The organism is Clostridium sp. AM27-31LB (genome assembly GCF_003480745.1).
Taxonomy (GTDB): Bacteria; Bacillota; Clostridia; order Lachnospirales; family Lachnospiraceae; genus Butyribacter; species Butyribacter intestini.
In genome coordinates this window covers 340,459-364,522 of the sequence record NZ_QUJS01000002.1, presented here as the reverse complement: position 1 = coordinate 364,522, position 24,064 = coordinate 340,459, and the positions used below count along the sequence as shown (strand labels likewise).

The 24,064-nt window shown below is 36.6% G+C and carries 18 protein-coding genes and 1 pseudogene; 17 read left to right on the top strand and 2 right to left on the bottom strand.

Annotation, left to right across the window (positions count from 1 at the left end; genetic code table 11):
- Positions 1 to 118: 118 nt before the first annotated feature.
- The 12 genes from DW721_RS05235 to DW721_RS05180 all read left to right on the top strand — a co-directional run bounded on the left by DW721_RS05235 (position 119) and on the right by DW721_RS05180 (position 14,263).
- Positions 119 to 958, top strand: coding sequence for a DUF5685 family protein (locus tag DW721_RS05235; RefSeq protein ID WP_118745061.1), 840 nt, complete (start codon positions 119 to 121; stop codon positions 956 to 958).
- 2 nt (positions 959 to 960) lie between these two features.
- Positions 961 to 1,419 (top strand): DnaJ domain-containing protein, encoded by a 459-nt coding sequence (locus DW721_RS05230; RefSeq protein WP_022013441.1) that lies wholly within the window; start codon positions 961 to 963, stop codon positions 1,417 to 1,419.
- Positions 1,404 to 1,985: a hypothetical protein gene (locus tag DW721_RS05225; RefSeq protein ID WP_118745060.1), complete on the top strand. Its 582-nt coding sequence runs from the start codon at positions 1,404 to 1,406 to the stop codon at positions 1,983 to 1,985. Before DW721_RS05230 ends, DW721_RS05225 begins: the two co-directional genes overlap by 16 nt.
- Positions 1,982 to 2,440 carry an HD domain-containing protein gene (locus tag DW721_RS05220; protein ID WP_022013439.1) on the top strand — a complete coding sequence of 153 codons (459 nt, stop codon included), beginning with the start codon at positions 1,982 to 1,984 and terminating at the stop codon, positions 2,438 to 2,440. The genes DW721_RS05225 and DW721_RS05220 overlap by 4 nt, the downstream gene beginning before the upstream one ends.
- A 75-nt stretch (positions 2,441 to 2,515) precedes the next feature.
- Positions 2,516 to 3,220 carry a UMP kinase gene (gene pyrH, locus DW721_RS05215; RefSeq protein WP_118745059.1) on the top strand — a complete coding sequence of 235 codons (705 nt, stop codon included), beginning with the start codon at positions 2,516 to 2,518 and terminating at the stop codon, positions 3,218 to 3,220.
- Between the two features lie 87 nt (positions 3,221 to 3,307).
- Positions 3,308 to 3,862 (top strand): ribosome recycling factor, encoded by a 555-nt coding sequence (frr, locus tag DW721_RS05210; RefSeq protein WP_022013437.1) that lies wholly within the window; start codon positions 3,308 to 3,310, stop codon positions 3,860 to 3,862.
- 79 nt (positions 3,863 to 3,941) lie between these two features.
- A complete protein-coding gene (locus DW721_RS05205; protein WP_055941865.1) occupies positions 3,942 to 4,652 on the top strand; it encodes an isoprenyl transferase in 711 nt (236 codons plus the stop codon).
- Positions 4,653 to 4,665: 13 nt separating this feature from the next.
- Positions 4,666 to 5,457 carry a phosphatidate cytidylyltransferase gene (locus DW721_RS05200; RefSeq protein WP_118745058.1) on the top strand — a complete coding sequence of 264 codons (792 nt, stop codon included), beginning with the start codon at positions 4,666 to 4,668 and terminating at the stop codon, positions 5,455 to 5,457.
- A 107-nt stretch (positions 5,458 to 5,564) separates the two neighbouring features.
- A complete protein-coding gene (gene dxr / locus DW721_RS05195) occupies positions 5,565 to 6,713 on the top strand; it encodes a 1-deoxy-D-xylulose-5-phosphate reductoisomerase (protein WP_118745123.1) in 1,149 nt (382 codons plus the stop codon).
- 27 nt (positions 6,714 to 6,740) lie between these two features.
- The gene (gene rseP / locus DW721_RS05190) at positions 6,741 to 8,099 is read left to right on the top strand and encodes an RIP metalloprotease RseP (RefSeq protein WP_182436219.1); all 1,359 of its coding nucleotides are present in this window, start codon (positions 6,741 to 6,743) and stop codon (positions 8,097 to 8,099) included.
- 253 nt (positions 8,100 to 8,352) lie between these two features.
- Positions 8,353 to 9,402 (top strand): flavodoxin-dependent (E)-4-hydroxy-3-methylbut-2-enyl-diphosphate synthase, encoded by a 1,050-nt coding sequence (ispG, locus tag DW721_RS05185; RefSeq protein ID WP_118745056.1) that lies wholly within the window; start codon positions 8,353 to 8,355, stop codon positions 9,400 to 9,402.
- 148 nt (positions 9,403 to 9,550) lie between these two features.
- Entirely contained in the window at positions 9,551 to 14,263 is a 4,713-nt protein-coding gene (locus tag DW721_RS05180; RefSeq protein WP_118745055.1) for a PolC-type DNA polymerase III, read from the top strand.
- 339 nt (positions 14,264 to 14,602) lie between these two features.
- Here the strand turns inward: DW721_RS05180 and DW721_RS05175 are convergent.
- Positions 14,603 to 14,964, bottom strand: a pseudogene (locus DW721_RS05175) (ISNCY family transposase); the annotation flags it as partial.
- A gap of 334 nt (positions 14,965 to 15,298) precedes the next feature.
- On the opposite strand from DW721_RS05175, the gene DW721_RS16590 reads away from it, so the two are divergent.
- The 5 genes from DW721_RS16590 (at position 15,299) to DW721_RS05150 (ending at position 22,864) form a co-directional block, all read left to right on the top strand.
- The gene (locus tag DW721_RS16590) at positions 15,299 to 15,673 is read left to right on the top strand and encodes a DUF4869 domain-containing protein (RefSeq protein ID WP_279221140.1); all 375 of its coding nucleotides are present in this window, start codon (positions 15,299 to 15,301) and stop codon (positions 15,671 to 15,673) included.
- Between the two features lie 277 nt (positions 15,674 to 15,950).
- On the top strand, positions 15,951 to 18,131 hold the full coding sequence (locus tag DW721_RS05165) for a hypothetical protein (protein WP_118745053.1): 2,181 nt from the start codon (positions 15,951 to 15,953) through the stop codon (positions 18,129 to 18,131).
- Between the two features lie 445 nt (positions 18,132 to 18,576).
- Complete coding sequence (locus DW721_RS05160; protein ID WP_118745052.1) at positions 18,577 to 19,833, top strand: hypothetical protein; 1,257 nt, start codon at positions 18,577 to 18,579, stop codon at positions 19,831 to 19,833.
- 584 nt (positions 19,834 to 20,417) lie between these two features.
- Positions 20,418 to 20,891: a hypothetical protein gene (locus DW721_RS05155; protein WP_118745051.1), complete on the top strand. Its 474-nt coding sequence runs from the start codon at positions 20,418 to 20,420 to the stop codon at positions 20,889 to 20,891.
- Positions 20,837 to 22,864: an InlB B-repeat-containing protein gene (locus DW721_RS05150; RefSeq protein WP_118745050.1), complete on the top strand. Its 2,028-nt coding sequence runs from the start codon at positions 20,837 to 20,839 to the stop codon at positions 22,862 to 22,864. The genes DW721_RS05155 and DW721_RS05150 overlap by 55 nt, the downstream gene beginning before the upstream one ends.
- A gap of 49 nt (positions 22,865 to 22,913) precedes the next feature.
- Here the strand turns inward: DW721_RS05150 and DW721_RS05145 are convergent, their stop codons facing one another.
- The gene (locus tag DW721_RS05145; protein ID WP_118745049.1) at positions 22,914 to 23,708 is read right to left on the bottom strand and encodes a hypothetical protein; all 795 of its coding nucleotides are present in this window, start codon (positions 23,706 to 23,708) and stop codon (positions 22,914 to 22,916) included.
- Positions 23,709 to 24,064: the final 356 nt, after the last annotated feature.

Genomic DNA, 24,064 nt, shown 5'->3' with positions numbered 1-24,064 from the left:
AATAATTTATTGTTTGTAAATGATAAAGACATAAAGAGTGTGATATAATAACTCCAAAATCCAGATGCGTTGCATCTGCCGCACTTTGTGCTACAAGATTTTGTCGGGAGGTACAGATTTGTTTGGATATGTTCAGATAAGAAAACCGGAACTTAAAATAAAAGATTATACTGTATATCACGGATTTTATTGTGGTCTGTGTGAAAGACTAAGAAACAGGTATGGTTTTATTGGGAGACTTACTCTCACATATGACATGACTTTTATGACTATATTTCTTACATCACTATATGATTCTGACAATATATCTGAAAAAAAGAGGTGTGTTGTGCATCCTGCAAAAAAGCAGACTGTCATATACAACAAATATACGGATTACTGTGCTGATATGAATATGCTTTTAAGCTATTATCATTGTCTTGATGATAAAAATGATGATGGCTCTGTAAAAGGTTATGTGGGTGCCGCTATATATGACAAAGCTCACAGACAGGTTGCAAGAGTCTACAGACGGCAGGCAGCGTGTATTAAAAAGAGTCTTAAAAAACTTACACTCGTTGAAAAAAACGACAATGCTGACATACTTGAAGCAGCCGATTGCTTTGGAAAGCTCCTTGCAGAGCTTTTTTGCTATAAGAAAGATTATTTTGAAAAACAGATAAGAAAGTTTGGGTATCATCTTGGCAGATTTGTATATATTATGGATGCATTTGACGATATAAGAGAGGATATAGAAAAAGAAAGATTTAATCCTCTTAAAAAAGAATATCTTGCAACTGATGACAAAGATTGTTTTAACAGAAAGGTATATGATATGCTTCTCGATGAGATTTCGGAAGCGTGTGCAGAGTTTGAAAAACTTCCGTGCGTTCAGTATATTGATATATTAAGAAATATACTCTATGCAGGAGTTTGGAATAAATTTGATAAAATAGTAAATGGAAATGAGGTAAAATAAATATGAGCAACATTACAGATCCCTATCAGATACTTGGTGTTTCACCAAATGCAACTGATGATGAGGTAAAAAAAGCATACAGAGAGCTTAGCCGCAAATACCATCCTGATGCAAATGCCGGAAATCCACTGTCAGACCTTGCCGAAGAAAAATTTAAACAGGTTCAGGAAGCATACAGTCAGATAATGGATATGCGAAATGGTAAGACAAGCTACAACGGTTATAATCAGGGTACGCAAGGCTACAGTCAGGGAACTCAGGGTTACAGTCAGGGTGCACAGGGTTATGGCTATAATCAGAATAACAATAGGCAGAGATATCAGCAATATGGTTCGGGTTATGGCAGAGGTCCTTATGGAAACAACCTTGACAACTGTTCTACAGGAAATATCTGTTGTGACCTTTGGTGTGCTGATTCGCTTTGTGAATGTATGGGAGGAGATCTTTGCAGTTGCATTTAAAATCAAAACAGGTGGCATGGTGCGGTATCATTATGGCATTTACGGTGATATTACAGATAGCATCCGGCATTATAGAGACAAGCTCACTTTTTCTTCTTGCGGCAGCTTCATTTTTAGCCGGATGCGTTGAGAGAAAATTTGGAACTGTGACGGCTTTAGGATTTTCAATCGGAGCATTTATTCTAGGAATTATACTTGCACCACAAAAGCTTTACTGTTTTACATTTGCAGGCTTTTGTGTTTATGTTCTTGTCGCGGAGTATTTCAGGCAAAAAGACAGGCAGGCGTCAAATGCCGGAAAAACATTTAGGAAAAGCACGGAATATATAATAAAAGGGATATTGTATCATATCATGCTTATAGCAGCATTAGTTATATCTTTCACCGTGACTGGTCTTGATGTGATATTCTCAAAAAATATGATAGAAAAGGCAAAAGATATGCCGGTATTTATAATTATTATTTTGGGTGTGCTTTGTGCCGAGTTTTTGTGGCTTGTATTTGACAGAGCCTATATATTTTTTCAGGACAGATACGGACTTATTGTCTGTGGGAGGGAAGATTGAAAAAAGGTATTGAACATGAACCGCTTATATGGAAGATATTAAATGAGATAAGAGAGTCATCGAGATTTAAAAACAGCAAACAGTTTATACAGCATGGAAAGACAAGCGTATATATGCACAGTGTCAGTGTGGCATATATGAGCTGTTATATTGCGGAAAAGTATAATTTAAGTGTCGATTACTATTCACTTATAACAGGTGCTCTTTTACATGATTATTTTCTCTATGACTGGCATGATAAGGAGGATGGGCACAAAAGACCTCACGGCTTTTATCATCCGTCGGCGGCACTTGCAAATGCCGAAAGGGACTTTGAAATAAACAGCCGTACAAAAAACATAATCAAGAGGCATATGTTTCCGCTTACACCTATACCGCCCGTATGCTTAGAGGGATGGGTGGTGTGCATCGCCGACAAGATATGCTCGACAAAGGAGACCATCAAAAGACATTGATTTTGACATGAAAGACAAATCGTGATATAATTCTAAATTAAGAATGTAAAAATACATAAAAATAAGAGGTGCATTATGGCAAAATATAAGAGAATTTTATTAAAACTCAGCGGTGAAGCTTTAGCCGGACCAAATAAAACAGGCTTTGACGAAGCTACCTGTATAGGAGTTGCAAAGCAGGTTAAACAGCTTGTTGATGCAGGTATTGAGGTTGGTATCGTCACAGGCGGAGGAAACTTCTGGAGAGGACGCACAAGTGAAAATATTGATAGAACGAAAGCAGACCAGATAGGTATGTTAGCAACAGTCATGAACTGTATATATGTATCTGAGATATTCAGATCTGTAGGAATAAAAACAAATGTTCTGACACCGTTTGAGTGTGGTTCATTTACTAAACTTTTCTCTAAAGACAGGGCAAACAAATATTTTGAAAAGGGTATGGTAGTATTCTTTGCCGGAGGAACAGGTCATCCGTACTTCTCAACAGATACGGCTACTGTTCTTCGTGCCATCGAGATTGAAGCGGACGTTATTCTTTCTGCAAAATCAATAGATGGTGTGTATGACTCTGATCCTGCCGTAAATCCTGATGCAAAGAAATTTGATGAGATAAGCATTGAGGATGTCGTAAACAGCAGACTTGGTGTAATTGACCTTGCAGCAGCCGTATTATGTATGGAAAACCACATGCCTATGATGATATTCGGTTTAAATGAAGAAAACAGTATTGTAAACACGGTAAACGGTGTGACAAAAGGTACACTTGTAACTGCTTAATTTATAGTATGGTGCAAATGAACGGTGTCAGTGCACACCTGATACAGATTTAAATATATGAAAATGTGTGCAGAAATGAGGACTATTATGAGTATTGAATTAAAAGAATTTAAAGATAAAATGGGCAAGTCATTAGACAGTCTTGCAAGTGAATATACTACTATCAGAGCAGGTCGTGCAAACCCTCATGTACTTGACAAGATAATGGTTGAATATTACGGAACACCTACAAATCTTCAGCAGGTTGCAAACATATCCGTATCAGAAGCAAGAACTATAGTTATCCAGCCATGGGAAGCAAGTCTTATCAAGGAGATAGAAAAAGCTATCCTTACATCTGATCTCGGTCTTACACCAAACAATGACGGAAAAGTTATCCGACTCACTTTCCCTGAACTTACGGAAGACCGTCGTAAAGAGCTTGTAAAAGATGTTAAGAAAAAAGGTGAGGGTGCTAAAGTTGCAATCAGAAACATCCGCAGAGATGCAAACGATATGATTAAGAAACAGCTTAAAGCAAGTGAAATATCAGAGGATGAGCAAAAAGGTGCAGAGGACGACATTCAGAAACTCACTGACGAATTTATAGCAAAAGTTGACAATATGGTCGATGAAAAGTCAAAAGAGATTATGACTGTATAATATTTTTGCTTATATGTAAATAAAAGGGATAGGCAGATTATGTCTGTCCCTATAATTTCGCAGGAAATGGAGAATAAAGATGGAAGAAAGAAAAGTTCCAAGGCATGTTGCAATAATTCTCGATGGCAATGGAAGATGGGCAAAAAAGCGTATGCTTCCGAGAAATGCAGGCCATGCCGCAGGCAGTAAAAATGTCGAAAAAATATGTGCCGCTGCATGGGATATGGGAATCGAATATGTGACGATGTATGCATTCTCAACTGAAAACTGGTCAAGACCAAAAGAAGAAGTGGATGCACTTATGAAGCTTTTACATTCATATCTTAAGGATTGCCTGAAAACAAGCAAAAAGAACAATATGCAGGTAAGAGTTATAGGTGATATTTCAAAACTTGATAAAGACCTCCAGGAGCGTATAATCGAACTTGAAAGAGTTTCAGCCGAAAACACGGGACTCCATTTTCAGGTTGCATTAAATTATGGAAGCAGAGATGAGATAAAAAGAAGTATCATTTCCATTGCTAATGAAGTTAAAGAAGGAAGTCTTTTGCCAGAAGATATAACGGAGGATATAATATCCTCACATCTTGACACAAGCGGAATCCCTGATCCTGACCTTATGATAAGAACAAGTGGAGAGCAAAGGCTTTCAAATTATCTTTTATGGCAGCTTGCATACGCAGAATTTTATTTTACGGATGTATTGTGGCCTGATTTTTCAAAAAAAGATTTACAGAAAGCTGTTGAATTTTATCAATCAAGGGACAGGAGATTTGGCGGTGTAAAATAAGAGAGGTTTATTTATGTTTAAAACAAGATTATTAAGCGGAATCGTTCTTATGGCGATAACGATAGCACTTATGGTTTACGGAGGGTATCCTTTATTCTTTGTTATAACGCTTATCTCAGTGATAGGACTTTATGAACTTTACAGAGCCGTGGGCATGGAAAAAACAATGCCTGCACTTATCGGATATATATCAAGCATAGTGACTGATGTATTGATACTTAACAACGGCTTTGAGGAACTTGTCATGTGGCTTATCCTCACGCTTATGGTTCTCATGGCGTGTTATGTCATTGCCTATCCTAAATATAATTCAGAACAGATGACAATGCTTATGTTTGGTCTTATATATGTGACGGTTATGCTGTCATTTGTATTCAAGGTAAGATATGTACCTAACGGAATACTTCTCGTCTGGTTCATATATATAGGTTCATGGGGGTCAGATACCTGTGCTTATTGTGTTGGCAAACTTATCGGAAAACATAAGATGCCGTCAAAACTCAGCCCAAACAAAACCATAGAGGGTTGTGTCGGTGGTATAGCCGGTGCGGCACTTATAGGATTTATCTTTGCAATGGTATTCTGGGGCAAAGGGCAGATGCTTTGGCAGTTGCCGATAATAGGTGCTGTCTCTGCAGTTATCTCACAGATAGGTGACCTTACGGCATCGGCGATAAAGAGAAATCACAATATAAAAGACTATGGAAATCTTATTCCGGGTCATGGTGGAATACTCGACAGATTTGACAGTGTTATATTTACTGCACCTATTGTATTTTACCTTGTTAAGTATATGTTATTATAATTATAATAAACTTATGTTTGTTTTAGAGCAGGAAGAGATATTTTGAGATAATCTAAAATGTCTTTTTAATAAAGAAAAACTGTTCAGAAATGGGAATTGATATGAAAATAAAAAATATAGCGGTGCTTGGTTCCACGGGTTCGATAGGAACCCAGACGCTTGAAGTTATAAGAAACAATGATGATATGAGGGTTGTATCTCTTGCAGCAGGCAGTAATATAACTTTATTGCAAAAACAGATAGAGGAATTTTCGCCAAAACTCGTATGTGTCTTTGATAAGAAAAAAGCAGAAGAATTACAAAAAAATCTAAAGAACCCGGAGACCGAAATAGTAACCGGTATGGACGGACTTATAGCCTGTGCCACGATAGATGAAGCCGACATAGCAGTTGCGGCGGTTGTCGGAATGATAGGCATAAAACCTGTTATCGAGGCGGTAAAAGCGGGAAAAGATATTGCCTTTGCAAACAAAGAGACACTTGTTACGGCAGGTCATATAATCATGCCAATGATAAAAAAATATGGTGTGAAACTTCTTCCGGTAGACAGTGAACATTCGGCAATATTCCAGAGTCTTAACGGTGAAAATGCTTCGGATATTGACAAAATCCTTCTTACTGCATCAGGTGGTCCTTTCAGAGGAAAGAAAAGAGAAGAACTTATAAACATTCAGGTTGAGGATGCACTGAAACATCCAAACTGGTCTATGGGCAGAAAGATAACTATCGACTCTTCGACAATGGTAAATAAAGGTCTTGAGGTGATTGAAGCAAAGTGGCTTTTTGATGTGTCCTGCGATGATATTCGGGTCGTGGTACAGCCAAAGAGTGTTATTCACTCAATGGTACAGTTTAAGGACGGTGCAGTTATAGCACAGCTTGGAACACCGGATATGAAACTGCCTATACAGTATGCACTCACATACCCTGAAAGAAGATACCTCCCCGGAGAGAGACTCGATTTTTGGAAAATGTCGGAGATAACTTTTGAAAAACCTGACATGGAGACATTTAAGGGGTTAAGGCTTGCGTATGATGCCTGCAGGGAGGGCGGCAGTATGCCTACTGTCCTTAATGCAGCAAATGAAAAGGCTGTTGCGTTATTTCTTGACAGAAAAATAGCATATCTGCAGATAGCAGATATAATTGAAGAATGTATGCTTAAACATACAACAGTGAAAGAGCCGTCTTTAGAAGAAATTCTTGAGATTGAACAGAAAGTTTATTCATATATATTGAGTAAATATGATAAATGATAATAAACAGATTTTATGGAGGATCATATGAATATATTGGTGGCGTTATTGATATTTACGGTCATAGTCGTAATACATGAGCTGGGACATTTTCTTCTCGCAAAGAAGAACGGTGTCGGTGTTCCTGAATTTTCAGTCGGAATGGGACCAAGACTTATTACCGTAGCAAAAGGTAAAAAAGGATTTATTTTTAAATTGTTCTGTTCACAGAAATATTTTGAGAATAATGAAGACTGGCAGGAATGTACGAAATATTCATGGAAACTTCTGCCTATTGGCGGCTCATGTGCCATGGTAGGAGAGGACGAGATAAACGAAGATGAAAATTCTTTCAATGTGAAAGGCAAATGGGCAAGATTTTCAATAGTGTTTGCAGGTCCGTTCTTTAACTTTATACTTGCATTTGTATTTTCGGTGATAATACTTGCAAATGCCGGAATTGATTATCCTATAATCGAACATATATATGACAACCAGCCGGCAGCAAGTTCAGGACTTGAAGTTGGGGATGTCGTAAAGAGCATAAATGGTAAGAAGATAACGATAGGCCGTCAGATAGACACATATACCATGCTTCATCCGCTTACGGGAGAAGATGTGGATATAGTTGTAACAAGAAACGGCAAAGAAAAATCTTTTAAGATAGACCCTAATTATAAGACATATCTTTTCGGATTTTCATATGGAACAAATGAAAAAGCGGCAGCCGAGGTTTCTTCTGTCACAGAGGGTAAACCTTTTGAAAAGGCAGGCTTTAAGGCTGGGGATATAATTAAAGAAGTAAATGGTAAAAAAATTGTCAATGCAGGCGAACTCAGTACGGCTATGAATGAGGTAAACAGTGACGGAAAAGAAGTTACATTTTTAGTCGACAGAAAAGGTGAGGAAAAAACATTCAAAGTAACGCCTGAACCATATTCAACAAAAACACTTGGCTTTATAGCATCAATGGATGAAAAGAGCAAGAGTACATTTGATGTTGTCAAGTACAGTTTTGTTGAGGTAAAATACTGGATAGAGACAACAGTTGGAAGTCTTGGAGCACTCATAACGGGAAATGTATCTATCAAAAATGTATCAGGACCGGTCGGAATCGTTGATACGGTAGGGGATGCGATAAACCAGAGTAAATCTTACGGATTTAAAGTCGTTATGCTGCAGATACTTTATATGTCAGTATTACTTAGTGCGAACTTAGGTGTAATGAACCTTTTGCCGCTCCCTGCACTTGACGGAGGGCGAATCGTATTTATCCTGATAGAAGCCATAAGAGGAAAGCCTGTAGATAAGGAAAAAGAAGGCTTCGTACATTTTGCAGGATTTGTTGTGCTGATGCTGTTCATGGTATTTGTAATGTATAATGATATAATAAAGATATTGCATTAGGCAATAGATTTATAATCATTAAGCCGTCGGTCAATGCTATCTGGTAAGAATTAATTTTTTGGAATTTTGCCCCGGTGTATTGGGATATATTTCTTAGATGTTGCAATCATTATTGTCAGTATTGCAAGTGTTGACAGTAGAGTATTTTAAACCATGGTGTCTTTAGGACATCATGGTTTTTGTGATATATAATTGGTAACAGTTCAGCCATAAAAAGATAAAAGTGTTGATTTTTTTGAAAAGAGGTAGAAAAATGTATAGAGATAATACGAAAGTTGTAAAAATAGGAAATGTTGCTATCGGAGGAGGAAATAAGATTGCAATACAGTCTATGACAAATACAAAAACAGAGGATGTTAAAGCAACGGTAGAGCAGATACTTGCACTTGAAAAGGCAGGCTGTGACATCGTCAGAAGCACTGTTCCGACGATGGAAGCGGCAAAAGCGATTGCGGAGATAAAAGAACAGATTCATATACCGCTGGTTGCCGATATTCATTTTGATTATCGTCTTGCTATTGCGGCAATGGAGAACGGGGCAGACAAGATAAGGATAAATCCCGGAAATATCGGTTCTGCTGAGAAAATAAAAGCAGTGGTCGATGTGGCAAAAGAGAGGAACATTCCGATAAGAGTCGGTGTAAACAGCGGTTCTCTTGAGAAAGACCTTATAGAAAAATACGGCGGTGTAACGGCGGAGGGCATTGTTGAGAGTGCACTTGATAAAGTTAAGATAATTGAAGATATGGATTATGATAATCTTGTTATAAGCATAAAATCGTCAGATGTTATGATGTGCATAAAAGCTCACGAACTCATAGCAGGAAAGACACCTTATCCGCTTCATGTTGGAATAACGGAGTCAGGTACGGTATTGTCAGGCAATATCAAATCAGCGATAGGACTTGGAAATATACTTTATCAGGGAATAGGTGATACGATAAGGGTTTCACTCACCGGTGACCCTGTCGAGGAGATACGTTCAGCTAAACTTATATTAAAAACTCTGGGACTTAGAAAAGGCGGTGTGACTGTTGTCTCATGTCCGACCTGCGGCAGAACGCAGATAGACCTTATAAGCCTTGCGGCAAAGGTTGAAGATATGGTAAAAGATATGGATATGGATATAAAAGTTGCCGTTATGGGATGTGCCGTAAACGGACCGGGAGAAGCAAGAGAAGCTGATATAGGAATAGCAGGCGGAAATGGTGAGGGACTTCTTATAAAGAAAGGTGAGATTATAAGAAAAGTGCCTGAAAATGAGATACTTGCCGTGTTAAAAGAGGAACTTGAACGCTTATAAATATTCTTACACTTCCCGTGTATAGAGCACAGTAGGATGCTTATGTTATAAGACAACTGCGTTCATGAGCAGGCAGCGAAAGTGAATTGCGAATGTCAGCTATATGTGTTAAATATCGAAAATGATGCAGAAATGGAGCCGAATAAATATGCAGAGATTGTTACTTGAAACTTTTGAAGGTCTTAATCTTACAGATAGACAGCGAAAGATATTTGATGATGTAAATGTTGAAAATGTCGTTGTTTCAAAAGAAAATAAATTGATAGAAATATATCTTGTAAGCAGCCATGTTGTAGCATACAGGGAGATATGTCTTTTAGAGTACGCATTAGGTGTTTTTTTCGGCAATGCTGACATTGACATAAAAGTACATGACAGATTTGAACTTTCACAACAATACAATGCAAAGGTATTTTTTGATGAGTATAAAGACAGCCTTCTTCAGATATTCAAAGCTGAAAATATATTAGAGTTTGATATGCTCTATCAGGGAAATTTTGAGATGAAGGAGTCAGAAATTTATATTTCATGTGAAGATGACAGTATGTACCGTGGCAGGGAAAAAAATTTAAAAGACAGTCTTGTAAAGATATTTAATGAGAAAGCAGGATTTGATATAACTGTAGATGTTGAATACACCGAGCCTGTAAAAGAAAAGGAAAAGAAAACAGAAATATTTAAGTTCCCGTCAAAGCAAAAAACAATGCAGAAACAGGACAATATCCCTTTACAGAACACTGCCGAATTGCAAAATGGTATGTCAATGTCAAAAAACGGAACAGACGGAATGGGTTCAGATATTCCTTTTGATGCGGCGGATTATTATGTTGATGATATGGCATATGCTGCAACGAATATGGGCTTTGATATTCCGGTGGAGCCGGCTGCCGGTATGGAACCGGAAAACAATATGCAGCCTAAAGCTGTGGCATCTGATACCGCCATGATGGGATTTGACATACAGGCTTCAGGTAACGGCTCTGCAGGCACATCAAAAAACAGCAATGCACAGAATAATATAGCAGCTAAAAAATCAACAGATAATGGTTCATCAAAAAAGACAGCCGCAGGTGGTTCAACAAGATATGGAAACGACAGAAAATATGGTAAAGGTAAATTTACAAAGAGCAAGATTCCATTTGATGAGGAATGTTTCTATGGCAGAAATTGTGACGGAGAAATCACAAAGATTGCTGACATTCAGGATGAGATTGGTGAAGTTGTAATAGAAGGTATGGTTTCCTCAACTGAGGAGAGAGAGATAAGAAATGAAAAAATCATATTTATGTTCAATGTAACTGATTTTACGGACACTATTTCTGCAAAGATATTTATAAAAAAGGATGAAGCCGACCCTATAAGAGACAATATTAAAAAGGGTAAATTCATAAAGATGAAAGGTATCGCACTTTACGATACATATTCAAGAGAAGTGGGAATAAGTTCAATAAAGGGCATAAAGCCGGGCAAGGACAACCGTGTATATCGAGAAGATAATTACGAGGGAATGAAGAGAGTTGAACTTCATGCACATACACAGATGAGCGAGATGGATTCTGTTATGTCTGTCTCTGATTATCTGAACACTGCAAAGAGATGGGGACATACGGCAGTGGCAATAACAGACCACGGTGTGGTTCAGGCATTCCCTGATGCCGACCATTGTTTAAAACCGGATGACAATTTAAAGATGCTTTACGGAGTTGAGGCATACCTTGTAGATGACCTTATCGGAACAGTCAAAAATGACAAGGGACAGAACTTTGGCGGCTCGTTTGTCGTTTTTGACCTTGAGACAACCGGATTTGGTGCAAAGAGCAACCAGATAATAGAAATCGGTGCAGTAAAAGTAGAAAACAGGCAGATAGTCGATACTTTCAGCACATTTGTAAACCCTGAAAGACCTATTCCGTTTAATATAACAAAATTGACGAGCATAGATGATAATATGGTCGCAGGCTCGCCAAATATAGATGTGATACTGCCTAAATTTCTTGAATTTTGCGGTGATAGTGTTATGGTCGCACATAATGCATCGTTTGATATGGGATTTATAACACAGAAAGCAAGGGAGAGAGGTTATGACATTGATTTTACGGTTATCGACACTGTTTCAATGTCAAGAGCATTATTGCCTGAACTCTCAAAATATAAACTTGACACGGTTGCAAAAGCACTCGGAGTATCACTTGAAAATCATCACAGGGCGGTAGATGATGCAGGCTGTACGGCAGAGATATTTATAAAACTTATAAAAAAACTTGATGAAAAAGGTATAGATACGCTTGCAAAATTAAATGAGATAGGTAAGCCGTCTATGGAAACGATAAGAAAAATGCCGTCATACCATGCGGTCATACTTGCCAAAAATGAGACAGGCCGTGTAAATCTTTACAGGCTTATCTCTGAGTCACATTTAAAATATTTCAGCAGAAGACCAAAACTGCCAAAAAGTCTTTATCTTGAATACTGTGAGGGACTTATGATAGGTTCAGCCTGTGAAGCGGGCGAGCTTTATCGTGCAATACTTGAAGAAAAGCCTGAGGAAGAAATAGACAGACTTGTCAAGTTCTATGATTATCTTGAAATACAGCCACTTGGAAACAACGCATTTATGGTAAGGGACAGCGACAAATATCCTCAGATACAGGATGAAAATGACCTTATGGAGATAAACAGAAAGATTGTTTCTCTCGGTGAAGAATATAATAAACTCGTAGTCGCCACCTGTGATGTGCATTTTCTAAATCCGGAGGACGAGGTCTACAGACGCATAATAATGGCTGGAAAAGGCTTTAAAGATGCAGATTTTCAGGCACCTCTTTATTACAGGACAACTGCTGAGATGCTCTCTGAATTTCAGTATCTCGGAGCAAAAAAGGCTGAGGAGATAGTTATAACAAATACAAATCTCATCGCCGACATGGTAGACAATATAAAACCGTGCAGCCCGCGAAAATGTCCGCCGCAGATTGAAAATTCAGACCAGGATTTAAGAGATATATGCTACAATAAAGCACATTCAATATATGGTCCTGACCTGCCTCCGGTCGTAGTAGAGCGACTTGAGAGAGAGTTAAACTCTATTATAAGCAACGGATATGCCGTTATGTATATCATCGCACAGAAACTTGTGTGGAAGTCAAATGAGGACGGTTATCTTGTAGGCTCAAGAGGTTCGGTAGGTTCGTCATTTGTAGCGACGATGGCGGGAATAACAGAGGTAAATCCGCTGTCGGCACATTATTACTGTCCAAAATGCCATTATTATGACTTTGATTCGGAGGATGTAAAAAAATATGTCGGCAGCTCGGCTTGTGATATGCCGGACAAGAAATGTCCAAGATGCGGTGAAATGCTGTGCAAAGAGGGACATGACATTCCGTTTGAGACATTCCTCGGATTTAAGGGAGACAAAGAGCCTGATATTGACCTTAATTTCTCAAGTGAATATCAGAGCAATGCACACGATTATACAGAGGTAATTTTTGGTGCAGGACATACTTTCAGAGCAGGAACAGTAGGAACGCTTGCAGAAAAAACTGCTTACGGATATGTAAAAAAATATTACGAGGAAAGGGAACAGTCAAAACGAGGTGCTGAGATAGAGCGAATATCGCAGGGCTGCGTAGGTGTCAGACGAAGCACCGGACAGCATCCCGGCGGAATTGTAGTTCTGCCGATGGGAGAAGAAATCTATACATTTACTCCAGTGCAGCATCCGGCAAACGATATGACCTCTAAAATAATAACAACACATTTCGATTATCATAAGATTGATGCAAACCTCTTAAAACTTGATATATTAGGCCATCAGGACCCTACCATGATAAGAATGCTTGAAGACCTTACGGGAGTTGATGCATCACAGATAAGAATGGATGATAAAGAAGTGCTTTCGCTGTTTGAAAGTACCGAAGCACTCGGAATAAAACCTGAGGATATAGACGGATGCCCATTTGGCTGTCTTGGTCTTCCTGAGTTTGGAACACCGTTTGTACATGGAATGTTAAAAGAAGCAAAACCTAAGAATTTTTCAGACCTTGTGCGAATATCAGGACTTTCGCATGGTACTGATGTGTGGCTTGGAAACGCACAATACTATATTTCAACAGGTGACTGCACACTTTCAACAGCCATATGTACACGAGATGATATAATGATATATCTTATTCATATGGGAGTTGAGAATGAGCGTTCTTTTAAGATAATGGAGAGCGTAAGAAAAGGAAAAGGTCTGACCCCTGATATGGAGGAGGACATGAGAGCGTGCAATGTACCTGACTGGTATATTGAGTCGTGCAAAAAGATAAAATATATGTTCCCAAAAGCCCATGCAGCCGCATATGTAATGATGGCACTGAGAGTAGCATACTTTAAAGTACATTATCCATTGTCATATTATGCAGCATTTTTCAGTATAAGAGCTACCTCATTTAACTATGAGCTTATGTGTCTTGGAAAAGAAAGACTCGGATACTATATGGACGATTATAAAAAGAGAAAAAATGAACTGTCGGACAAAGAAAAAGATACATTTGAGGATATGAAGATAGTTCAGGAAATGTACGCCAGAGGTTTTGAATTTGTAAAGATTGATATATATCGTGCAAAGGCAAACAGATTTCAGATAGTAGACGGAAAACTTATGCCGGCATTCTCTACAATCGACGGACTGGGTGATAAAGCTGCCGAGATGATAGAGGACGAAGCGAGCAAGGGTAAGTTTTTGTCAAGGGAGGATTTTAAGAACAGATGTAAAGTCAGCGAGAAAGTTGTGGAAACAATGGCAGATTTAGGGCTTATGGGTGATCTGCCACACAGCAACCAGATTTCGCTGATGGATTTTATGGAGATGTAGGTGAAAAAATGACAGAAGTAATGAAAAAAAATTTGGCAGATAGTGATGATGCAGGGTAAGTATAATCAATATGCAATACAAATATGAAAAGAGGATTAAAAAAATACCTAAAGTACATTTTATAGGTAATTGCGAAACAAGTTTGAAATCTTGATTCCAATAGGGAAAAATCCAGCAGAACCGGATTTTAAAGAGATGTTTATGCGAAATAGGATTTTATTGCATAAAAACAAAGCAGATAGAATTATCTGCCTGTAAAACAGGTGGGAAATATAGAAGATTATGCTATTAACGGCTTCAAGCTACGGATATACGGGTGCTTATGAATTTTATCAGCTACTATGACAGTGAGCAGCTGTGCAATCCCTGCAAGCAGTAAATCAGAACGAAGAGTTTTTTCATTCTGTGTCTTACGACCTGCAACACAAAAACTGTCTTTAAAGTGGTTAATGGCTTTTTCTACATTTACACGTATTTTGTATGTGGAATCCCATTCTTCCGTATCACGAACACATCCGGGGTAAGCACGAAGATTTTTTTCAGGGTAGATGTAAATTCATTCTTCCGCAGGAAGAAGTTGTGCATGGGTTATCACAATGGCATACACGCTTGGATTTCTTAGTAGTACTGTTCCATTCCCATTTCATTTTCGGACAGACGAATTTCATAGTTGGAAGTCCGCAACGCAGATGGGATTTGCTCATACCCCCTAATTTTCCACCCCAACCCCTTGACTAACCCACTCCCTTTACTGTAAACTATTACTTTAGCAAGAAAACGAAAAAGACAGTCTTAGGAGGCTATAAAATAATGAAACTAGAAATACAAAATTAGGAGGTGGAACGATGTTGAATTTAATTATTGGTAGAGAAAATGTGTCATTGGATAAAGTGTGTATGAATAGTAAACTTTATTTTACACGATGGAAAAAACAGAATGGTTTGACGATCCTTTTACTAAGCGTGTAATAAAAAAGATTGACCAAGCAGATGTTGTTTTTGGAGAAGCATTAAAAAATAGATATGGTAAGGGAATATCTACAGGCAACTAAGTTCCGGAACAAAAACATTGCTTCTAATGAGATTTAGACCTGAACATATTTATTATGGTACAATGATGGGAGATAATTGTGTACCATTCATTAAAGAATTGGTAAAAAGTAATGAGAATAGTTTAAATCTGTTAATAGAACATTATATGGAATTTTCGAATGATTGGGAAGGGTTACTTCTGATTAACGGAAAACCTGCTAGTATTCAAGAGTATGGAGACGCTATTTGTACATGGTCGATGCATTACGAGCTTACTAAAGAATATGAAAATGAAAAATATTGGGCAGGAAGAAAATTTCCACAGGAGTTATGTGAGAATTGGTTTTCAGATGAAATCAGATACAATACACAAGGGTAACAGTGCAATAGCTGTTACCCTTTTTAATTTGACAAGTAAAATGTAAGGGGTCTGTGTAAAAACGGTCATCCCTTTTGTGATGTTAATTATTGAACATTCCCTCATTTAATAAAGGAATGTTTATTTTTATTTGTTTGTGTATTTTTACATTTTTCGCTTTAGATTTTATTTAAAATAAAGAACAGTATTTTGGAACTAAAATGTTTCACATACAGACTAATATTTTGCTTGTCATAAAAGAAAAAATTTGGTAAAATGAAAGGAGATTTTAAAATAAATGCTTGCATTTTGGGAATCAAAAATAAATATAAAAAATAGAAGGGCAAGAGTTATGAATTTAGGTAGTATATTAGGTCGCATTAAGGCTAGCACAAATCTATTTAATTTGAATGATTCTTTTAAAACAATAAGATATATTTCAGACGAGGAATATGAAGAAACCGTACATAAGTACGTGGAGCCTATGTTTATTGAGCCTACGGATTCGGAGACCTGTCAGCCACCTCGTTTTATTTTGTTTTCAGCACCAGGAGCTACTGGGAAAACAGCACTAGCAAAAGAAATTTGTCATTCAAAGCACGGAATTTATTGGGATTTGCCTGACAGCAAAGTTGCAGAATTCAGTTTACAGGGTGCTATTCAGAATGCAGTCGGTGTTGAGTATTTAAGCGATTTTTACAAAAGTATTAAAAACGGTGATGAGTTTTTAGTTATAGATGCTTTTGATGAAGCTGAGGCTGGTTCTGGTCGTACAGGTATTGAATTTTTCTTGAGGGATTTAAATACAATTACAGACGGTTGTGATCATATTTGTGCGATTTTAATGGCTAGAACGGAAAGTGCGTTATTTATAAAAAATTATTTATTACATAACAATATTCCTTTTATCCATTATGAAGTGGGATATTTTGCTGAATATAACGCAAAGACATATATTAAAAATGGCTTAGAAAGATTAAAAGTTCCTATTACCGGGATTGTAAATCAGTGTATTGATTCCCAGTTTAATGAAATAAAGAGGATTCTTTTGAATACTAATACTGAATCTTTTTTGGGTTATGCTCCTGTTTTAAATGCTTTGTCTGCTTCCTATGATGAAGAAAGAAATACTTTAAACTTGTTAAGGAATACAAAAGATTCGGATAATAATTGTCAGCTGTTAAAAAGAATACTTGATGACCTGCTGGTAAGAGAACGTGGAAAATTTTTAAACGCTTTAAAAATAAAATTGCCTAAAATAAATGTGTATTCAGATAATATTTATAATAAAAAGGAACAGATTTTAAGAATATTTGGTACATTGGCGTATAATGATTCAACCTTGTTTGTTCCAAACATTGATGAGTCTATTCCTATCGAATATCATGAGGAATATTTAGAGGCCGTAAACACTCAGTTGTATCAGCACCCTTTTGTTAAGGTTCTTGAAAGAAAAGGGGAACCTGTGTATGATTTTACAGGGACAGCTTTTCGTGATTTTGTAATAGCCTTTGTTTTAGCAGATAAAGAATTAACCGATTTTGTACGTGAATACATTAGTGATTGTAATAAATACTGTCCTTCGCAGCTCTTAGTAGAATTTTATAATATCTTCTCAGAAGGAAAAATAGATGGAAATGATATTCCGTTAATGTACAATTCTTTTAAAGCTCATGCACAGGTTGGTGATAAAATAAATCTTCATATTAATGGAGATTCTGATGAGTGTTCTGTTGAATTTATATTTGAAAAGGAAAACTTATCGATCGAGTCTCTTGAATTTGAAATCAATGATTTAGAAAACGGTATTTATATAGATCAGTTGTCAAATTGCTATGTGGATGTAGACGGTAAGGTTTATGTGGGAAGTTCTAAGAGCGAGGCGAGAATTTATAATTCTGTAATAAATTGTAATACTATAACTTGGAGAAGTGAAAAAATTTCTATTGAGGCATATTCACCGGGAGAATGTTCATTAGTTGTCGATAATATGGACTATACTACAGATACATTACCTATGTTTGAGGTAAAAACAGATGATAAGAGAAATTTTAAAGTGACTTGTGATAATTTGAAGGGTTATTATAAATTAATACCTTATCATACTGATGATGTAAAAAACAATACGGGCGATGATTATACATTTTTTGCTAATTTGATTAGGAGGATATTCAGTTGTCTTCGTTCCCATAGTAAAGATGCTCCTGCTAGAAAGGCTGATTTTATCAATAATCGTATAATTAGTTTGAATAGCTACAAAAAGAATGTGTTAGCGTTTCTTTTAGATACAGGCATTTTATATACTGATGAGCAAAATTGGCTTTATAAATTAAATACAGATAAGCTCTCAACTTATTCAATTAAATGGCATGATGTGAGAGATGGGGATTTTGCATCCTTAGAAAGTTTATATGAGATGTATAAAAATAGTGATAAGGCCACCGCTTTAGGTGAAACAGCTTCAATGGGTTTGTTCTAAGAAGTCAGGTGTTCATGTGAAATCAGATACAATACACAAGGGTAACAGTATGAAAGCTGTTACCCTTAATTTATATAAGTAGTACAAAGTTTCGAAAGGTATATATATATATATATTCAAATGGCAGTAAAACAAATTTATAATTTACCGATTTAGTTTACGGATTTGAAATTCCCTACCCCTTGACTTACCCACTCTCTGTGCTGTAAACTATTACTTTAGCAAGAAAAACGAAAAATAGATAACCCCAAATCGATTTTAGGGAAAATTATAAAAAAGTAGAGAGCAGGGGCAGGAGAACTGTTCTCTAAGGTAAGATGGTGGCTACAGTACGATGAATTTGCAATCAGTGCATAAGTGAGAGTTACTGTAGTTGCTATTTTACCGCTAAGTAAAAAATGAAAACAAAGAACAAAAATGGAAATAAAATCAGGAGGTAACGACTATGAGAAAATCAGGAATAAAAGCGGTAATACTTGCAACAGCTTTAGCAATGACAGTAACAGCAGCTAATGCTACAACAGTAACAGCTAAGAAAAAAGCAAAGAAGACAGTAGTAAAGCTGGTAAGTTTAGATACAGCGGCAAGAAAGTATGTAAATAAAGCAAATTCTTCCGCTAATAAGAAAAAAGGAACAACAAGTCTGAAAGTCAGTGTAAAAGGTTCGGTAAGCGAAGGAAAGTTTAAGAAAGCAGTCAAAGCTATACACTGCAAAGGACTCAAGTCCGGAACAAAAGCAGCTTTCAACGACGAAGTTCTTTGCCCGGTCTGGTCGAAGCTCAGTGTGGAGGACAGTGGCTGGTACAGGAAGAGTGATGGTAAGTATGTAAATGGTGGTAAGTACACTACTTTCAAAGTAAAGTTCGATAATAAGAAGATGCATGGATACTCCAGCTACGGTAAAGTAAACTACATGAAACAGGCAGAGAAAGAGATTTACAATACTTTAGGTGTTTTCGAGAAAGATTTCGGCAGAAAGCTTACTAAGGCAGAACTCGGTACATTCGCTGTAGGATACTGCGGTCAGAGAGGTGGGTTACACTTTGGTGGTGACGGCGGAAGAAAACACAATGGTGACTATGTTAAAAGTTGCGCAAAAGGGATATCGGAGGATGATACCAAAGGTGGTGCCAATTGTATGGCTAAGGCTAACGCTGCGACTCGAGTAATGAGAATACTTGGATTTAAAGAAAATGAGTGTGGTATAGTAGCAAATTATGCTACTAATCATGATTGGAACTGGTGGAAAGTCTCCGGAACAATCTATGTTGGCGATCCATCGAATATGGGAGCATTTTTTGTGGATGACAAAGGGAAAGAGATCGACTGGCAGGAAGTAGGCTGGGGTTGTGTTGCAGAAAACTTCTTTAAACTTCCAGAAAATGCAAAGTGGAAGTATCTTGGTTATGAGTCTTATGAAGCATATAATGAGTATAAGGATTCTCTTGCGTATAAGTATATAAACTTTAGAGATCAGGAAGCAAAAGCTGAATGGAAGAAACTTGATCCAACAGTCGATTTTGAAACATATACACAGTATCAGCCAATTAGTGGGCTTCGCACAATCACAGAGAAAGAGTGCGCAGCGGTGATCAAGAAATACTATGGAAAAAAGTGGCTTACTGATGACGAGACTACGTACATTGATGCTTCCGATGGTAAGAAGGGTACAAAGTGGAAACATTCCACAATTCATTTTTAAATAATTCCACTGACTAAAACTTTAGCAGTGGTTTTAGATAAACTCAGCAGTAGTTGGCTGGAAACAGCAGGTACTGACTAGAGTAAGAGCACCAGTTTAAAAGCTGGTGCTCTTTTTGGCAAAAGAAAGAGGCAGGTGTTCAAGCACCTGCCTCGGTAAAAAGCAGCTAGGTTTTTGCACCGAATCGCTTAATCCGGAAATTTTGGGAATAGGTATTTGGAAATTTTGCAGTCCCTTGCATGCGTGCCTACAAGGTGCAAGCCTGCAGTAAATTCTTAGTATATCACTTTTAAAATAAGTGATGCGAGTATTGCACCACCAATAAGGATAACTAAAGAATTTCTTTTATAGAAATTTAAAATTTCCATACTAGTCCCTCCTTTCCTTTCTTATTGTGTGGCTTTTACACCACACACTTTAATAGTAACATGGCCTAGTTCTTTTGTCAGTTTGAAGTAAGAACACCGATTTAGAAGCCGGTGTTCTTTTTAAACGCAGGAATAGAAGAGATGCAATTTTGCATCTCTTTTTTGCGTTTAGAGTAAATTGAAAGCTAATCTAAAAAAGTAGAGGAGGAGTAAAAGATGAGATTTAAAAGGTTAATCTCGATGACTTTAGCAGTTAGTCTTACTTTAGGTATTTTTAGCGGTTTACCGCCATTAAAAGAGACTATGAGCACTACGAAAGAAGCAGGAGCAGCAAACGGAGTTTACAAAGCGTGGAACTGGGATACAAAAGATGAGTTTGTTAAATATGTAAAGAAAAATTATACGAATAAATACGGCACTGTGTTCAATGCTAATGACAGTCATGTATTTACAAATGGTAATCTTAAAATCAATTTAGCAGAAAAAATACCAATCCCCGGTACAGAGACAAAAGTTTGTAAGTGGTGGTGGTTTACAACCGTAGATAAATACGGAGATTCTAGAAGCAGTTCTACAGGAACTACACATAAGATTTATGAGAATCCTAAAAAGGGTACCAGTTCTGGACCTGACAGATGGGCAACACAGGATATGTTTTCAAAGGATGGTATGACAATGCAGAGCTTTTAGGTGATGTTTATACACAGACAAAAAAATCTGAAAGTAAGGACATGAAATTCTATGCAAAATGGAACGGTGCAGTTTACAGTTATACATTTAAACTTGATGGCGGTACACTTGCAAAAGACAGCAATATCAATGATGAGTTCTTTGATGAGACAAACAACACAATCAAAGAAACATTCGGAGAAACGATAAAACTTCCTAAAGTTTACAAATCAGGCTGCAACGCAAGTTCAGAGTGGAAGATTACATCAGCAGGATATGAGGATGTTATAGTAAAAGAGGGCAGCAAAGTTGATTATCCTGACGATATAACACTTGAGCCGATATGGACTGGTGGAACTCACAAAGTATTCTTTGACGCTGACGGCGGTTCGTTCAAGAGTGGTTATGAAGACCTTGCAACAGAAAATGACAGATACTATAAGAGTGTAAAATACAGTATAGATACAGACTTACAGTATTATGGCACACTTCCGGTAGTAGAAAAAGATGGGTACACATTCTTAGGATGGGCTACAAAAGATAAAGAGTTTGTCGTAGAAACAGATGAAGTGAAACTCGCAACAGATACAGTGCTTTATGCTCAGTATAAAAAGAATGAAAAGACTACTTCATATCAGAAAGATGTAACCGTAAATGAGGATTGTGATGTTGACCCAAATGATTTAGACTCATATACGCTTCTTGATGAAAATGTAGCACTGGAAGAACCTGAAGCAAAAATCGCATGGTTTAAAACAAAAGCGGTAGGAGAGAACTATCTGGCTATAGATGATGCTGCCGGCAGAGGTCTTTATAAAGCAATGTGGAACTATTACCATGATGGAAAAAATGTCAATAAAGGCATTAAATTCTCCATCAATACAGGTGACGGCTTAGGTTTGTTTAATGTATATACCTGTTTTACGGAAGACCATCCGGAACTTTCATGGATGAGAGGCTGCAGTGTAAATATGGCTGCCGGGTCAAATGGCAGAACATATTGTTATATGCACCCTTCATATGATTATAATGCAAGTGAGGTAATCAGAAACTTTAATACTGTTGAAAACTCAGACAGATACCCGAACTTACTCAAAAAAGTAAAAAAAGGTAAGACAACAGCAGATACGCTCGACAACATTGCAAGAGTAATATGTGCTAATCTGACATATACAGAAGATAAAGACAAAAAAGGTAACTATTCATCAAAATACCGTGATGCGGCATATGTAATCAACCAGTCAGAAAAACATGAATGCGTCTGTGTCGGATATGCTTATACATTCAAAATGATGTGCAATTACTTTGGAATTGACTGCGTAAATGTAGGCGGAGATGCAGGTGGCGGTCATGAATGGAACTATGTAAAAGTGGGTAAAAAATATTACGGTGTTGACCTTACATGGATGGACAGCGGCAGCAAACAACAGAATGTTTACTGTTATCTTGAAGATGCTAAAACATTTGGTGTAAAGGGCTATGATAAATCAAATTTAAGAAAAAGTGATTTGTATATCGAAAAATATATAACACTTGCAACAACACCATATAAAAGAAATATTACAGTCGGTAAATTCAAATACCAGATAACAGGTGGAGGAGAATGTATGCTGACAGGAGCGACAGCTAAAGGTAAAAAGGTTACGAATTTAACCATAAACAAAGGGGTAACTTATAACGGTCTTGTCTACAGTATCAATAAAATAGGAGATAAAGCTTTTAAAAATAACACTTATCTGAAAAAAATAAATATTACAGCCGTCAAAAAAATTAAGACATTTACGGTAGGAAAAAATGCTTTTGAGGGATGCAAAAATATTAGAACGATTACATTAAATAACAGTTTTGGCAAAAAAATTAACTTTTGCAATAAATCATTTAGATTAGGAAACAAAAAGAAATGCCATTTAAGTATTATTTCTTCAAAAAGCCTGAAAAAAGATTCTGTTAAGAAATTAAAAAAAGCAGGATTAAAATGGTTTACCACAAAATAAGCAAAAAAACAGCCATGATAGAATTTATCTTTCATGGCTGTTTTTATAATTACTTTTCAAAAATTTTCGACGGAATATGTATTTTTTTATATATTTCCATGTATTCTTCATTTGAGTAATCATTTATATAATTTTTTTCATAATTGGTCGTGCAGTCATTATCCGCAAGCATATCAACCGCTTTATTATAGGCGATGGCCGCGTGCTCTATCTTGTCATACTTTCCTATGAGATTGTAACCATTTATATGAATTTTGGATATGTAAGAAGTTATACCGTTGGCGGTTTCAACGGTAACTCCCTGATATGGATTTATTATCTCAATATTAGCATATCTAAAATCGTTTATATCTCCGTTTACAAATTTGAAATCAATATCTTTTCTTGCAAAATTTCTTATGCCGTACCTCGATGCGATATTTGTCTGCATACCGTACTCAGCAACAAACAAATGCGTTCCTCGTCTCATTATAGAATGGTTAGAATAGTAGAAAAGGTCATCTATATCAAAAGTAAGTACATCATTTTTTGAAAGATAGTAGTTGAAAAATTTATTACGCATATATATCGGTGTTTTGATATATATTCCATTATTTTTAAAATTTATCAGAGATACCCATTTCTTAAAATCAAGCTTTTGACATATTGTTTTAGAAAAATCCTCCGGAATATATGTGTTTTCACTTTGAATTATAGCTGTTGCATCATTATATGCCGCATTGGCGTCCTCATCATTATCAAAACTTCCAAGACTTATATGTTTTGAGCGGAATGTTATAGAACTTCTGTAATAAATATCTCCGTTTTTCTTTTGTGCTTTAAATACTCCCGGTAAATTTTTCATAAATTTATTTCTCCTGTTTATTATTTGTCTTTGGAAAATAACTAACTATGTTGATTTTAACATTTAAGAATTTAAAATACAATATAAATTAAAAACGACAAATATTGATATTATTTTCAATAGCATAACAGGGCTGCCGCATTAGCATAAATTTGAAACGATATAGGATAGCTGGACGGATGACCAACAGTATTTGCAAAACCTATAGATACAACTGCATCTTTATAAGTTTTATGATATGCAAAGCCACTTTCTTAAATAAAATATACATGCAATATACAAAATAGCATGTATAAATTATTACAATTATGTGAATAATTTTACAAAAGTATTCATATATTGTTATGTAAGGAGAA

Coding starts and splice junctions, on each gene's coding strand:
- DW721_RS05230 (WP_022013441.1), top strand. CDS start 961: ATGAGCAACATTACAGATCCCTATCAGATACTTGGTGTTTCACCAAAT.
- pyrH (WP_118745059.1), top strand. CDS start 2,516: ATGGCAAAATATAAGAGAATTTTATTAAAACTCAGCGGTGAAGCTTTA.
- frr (WP_022013437.1), top strand. CDS start 3,308: ATGAGTATTGAATTAAAAGAATTTAAAGATAAAATGGGCAAGTCATTA.
- DW721_RS05205 (WP_055941865.1), top strand. CDS start 3,942: ATGGAAGAAAGAAAAGTTCCAAGGCATGTTGCAATAATTCTCGATGGC.
- DW721_RS05200 (WP_118745058.1), top strand. CDS start 4,666: ATGTTTAAAACAAGATTATTAAGCGGAATCGTTCTTATGGCGATAACG.
- rseP (WP_182436219.1), top strand. CDS start 6,741: ATGAATATATTGGTGGCGTTATTGATATTTACGGTCATAGTCGTAATA.
- ispG (WP_118745056.1), top strand. CDS start 8,353: ATGTATAGAGATAATACGAAAGTTGTAAAAATAGGAAATGTTGCTATC.
- DW721_RS05180 (WP_118745055.1), top strand. CDS start 9,551: ATGCAGAGATTGTTACTTGAAACTTTTGAAGGTCTTAATCTTACAGAT.
- DW721_RS05165 (WP_118745053.1), top strand. CDS start 15,951: ATGCTTGCATTTTGGGAATCAAAAATAAATATAAAAAATAGAAGGGCA.
- DW721_RS05160 (WP_118745052.1), top strand. CDS start 18,577: ATGAGAAAATCAGGAATAAAAGCGGTAATACTTGCAACAGCTTTAGCA.
- DW721_RS05155 (WP_118745051.1), top strand. CDS start 20,418: ATGAGATTTAAAAGGTTAATCTCGATGACTTTAGCAGTTAGTCTTACT.
- DW721_RS05150 (WP_118745050.1), top strand. CDS start 20,837: ATGGGCAACACAGGATATGTTTTCAAAGGATGGTATGACAATGCAGAG.
- DW721_RS05145 (WP_118745049.1), bottom strand. CDS start 23,708: ATGAAAAATTTACCGGGAGTATTTAAAGCACAAAAGAAAAACGGAGAT.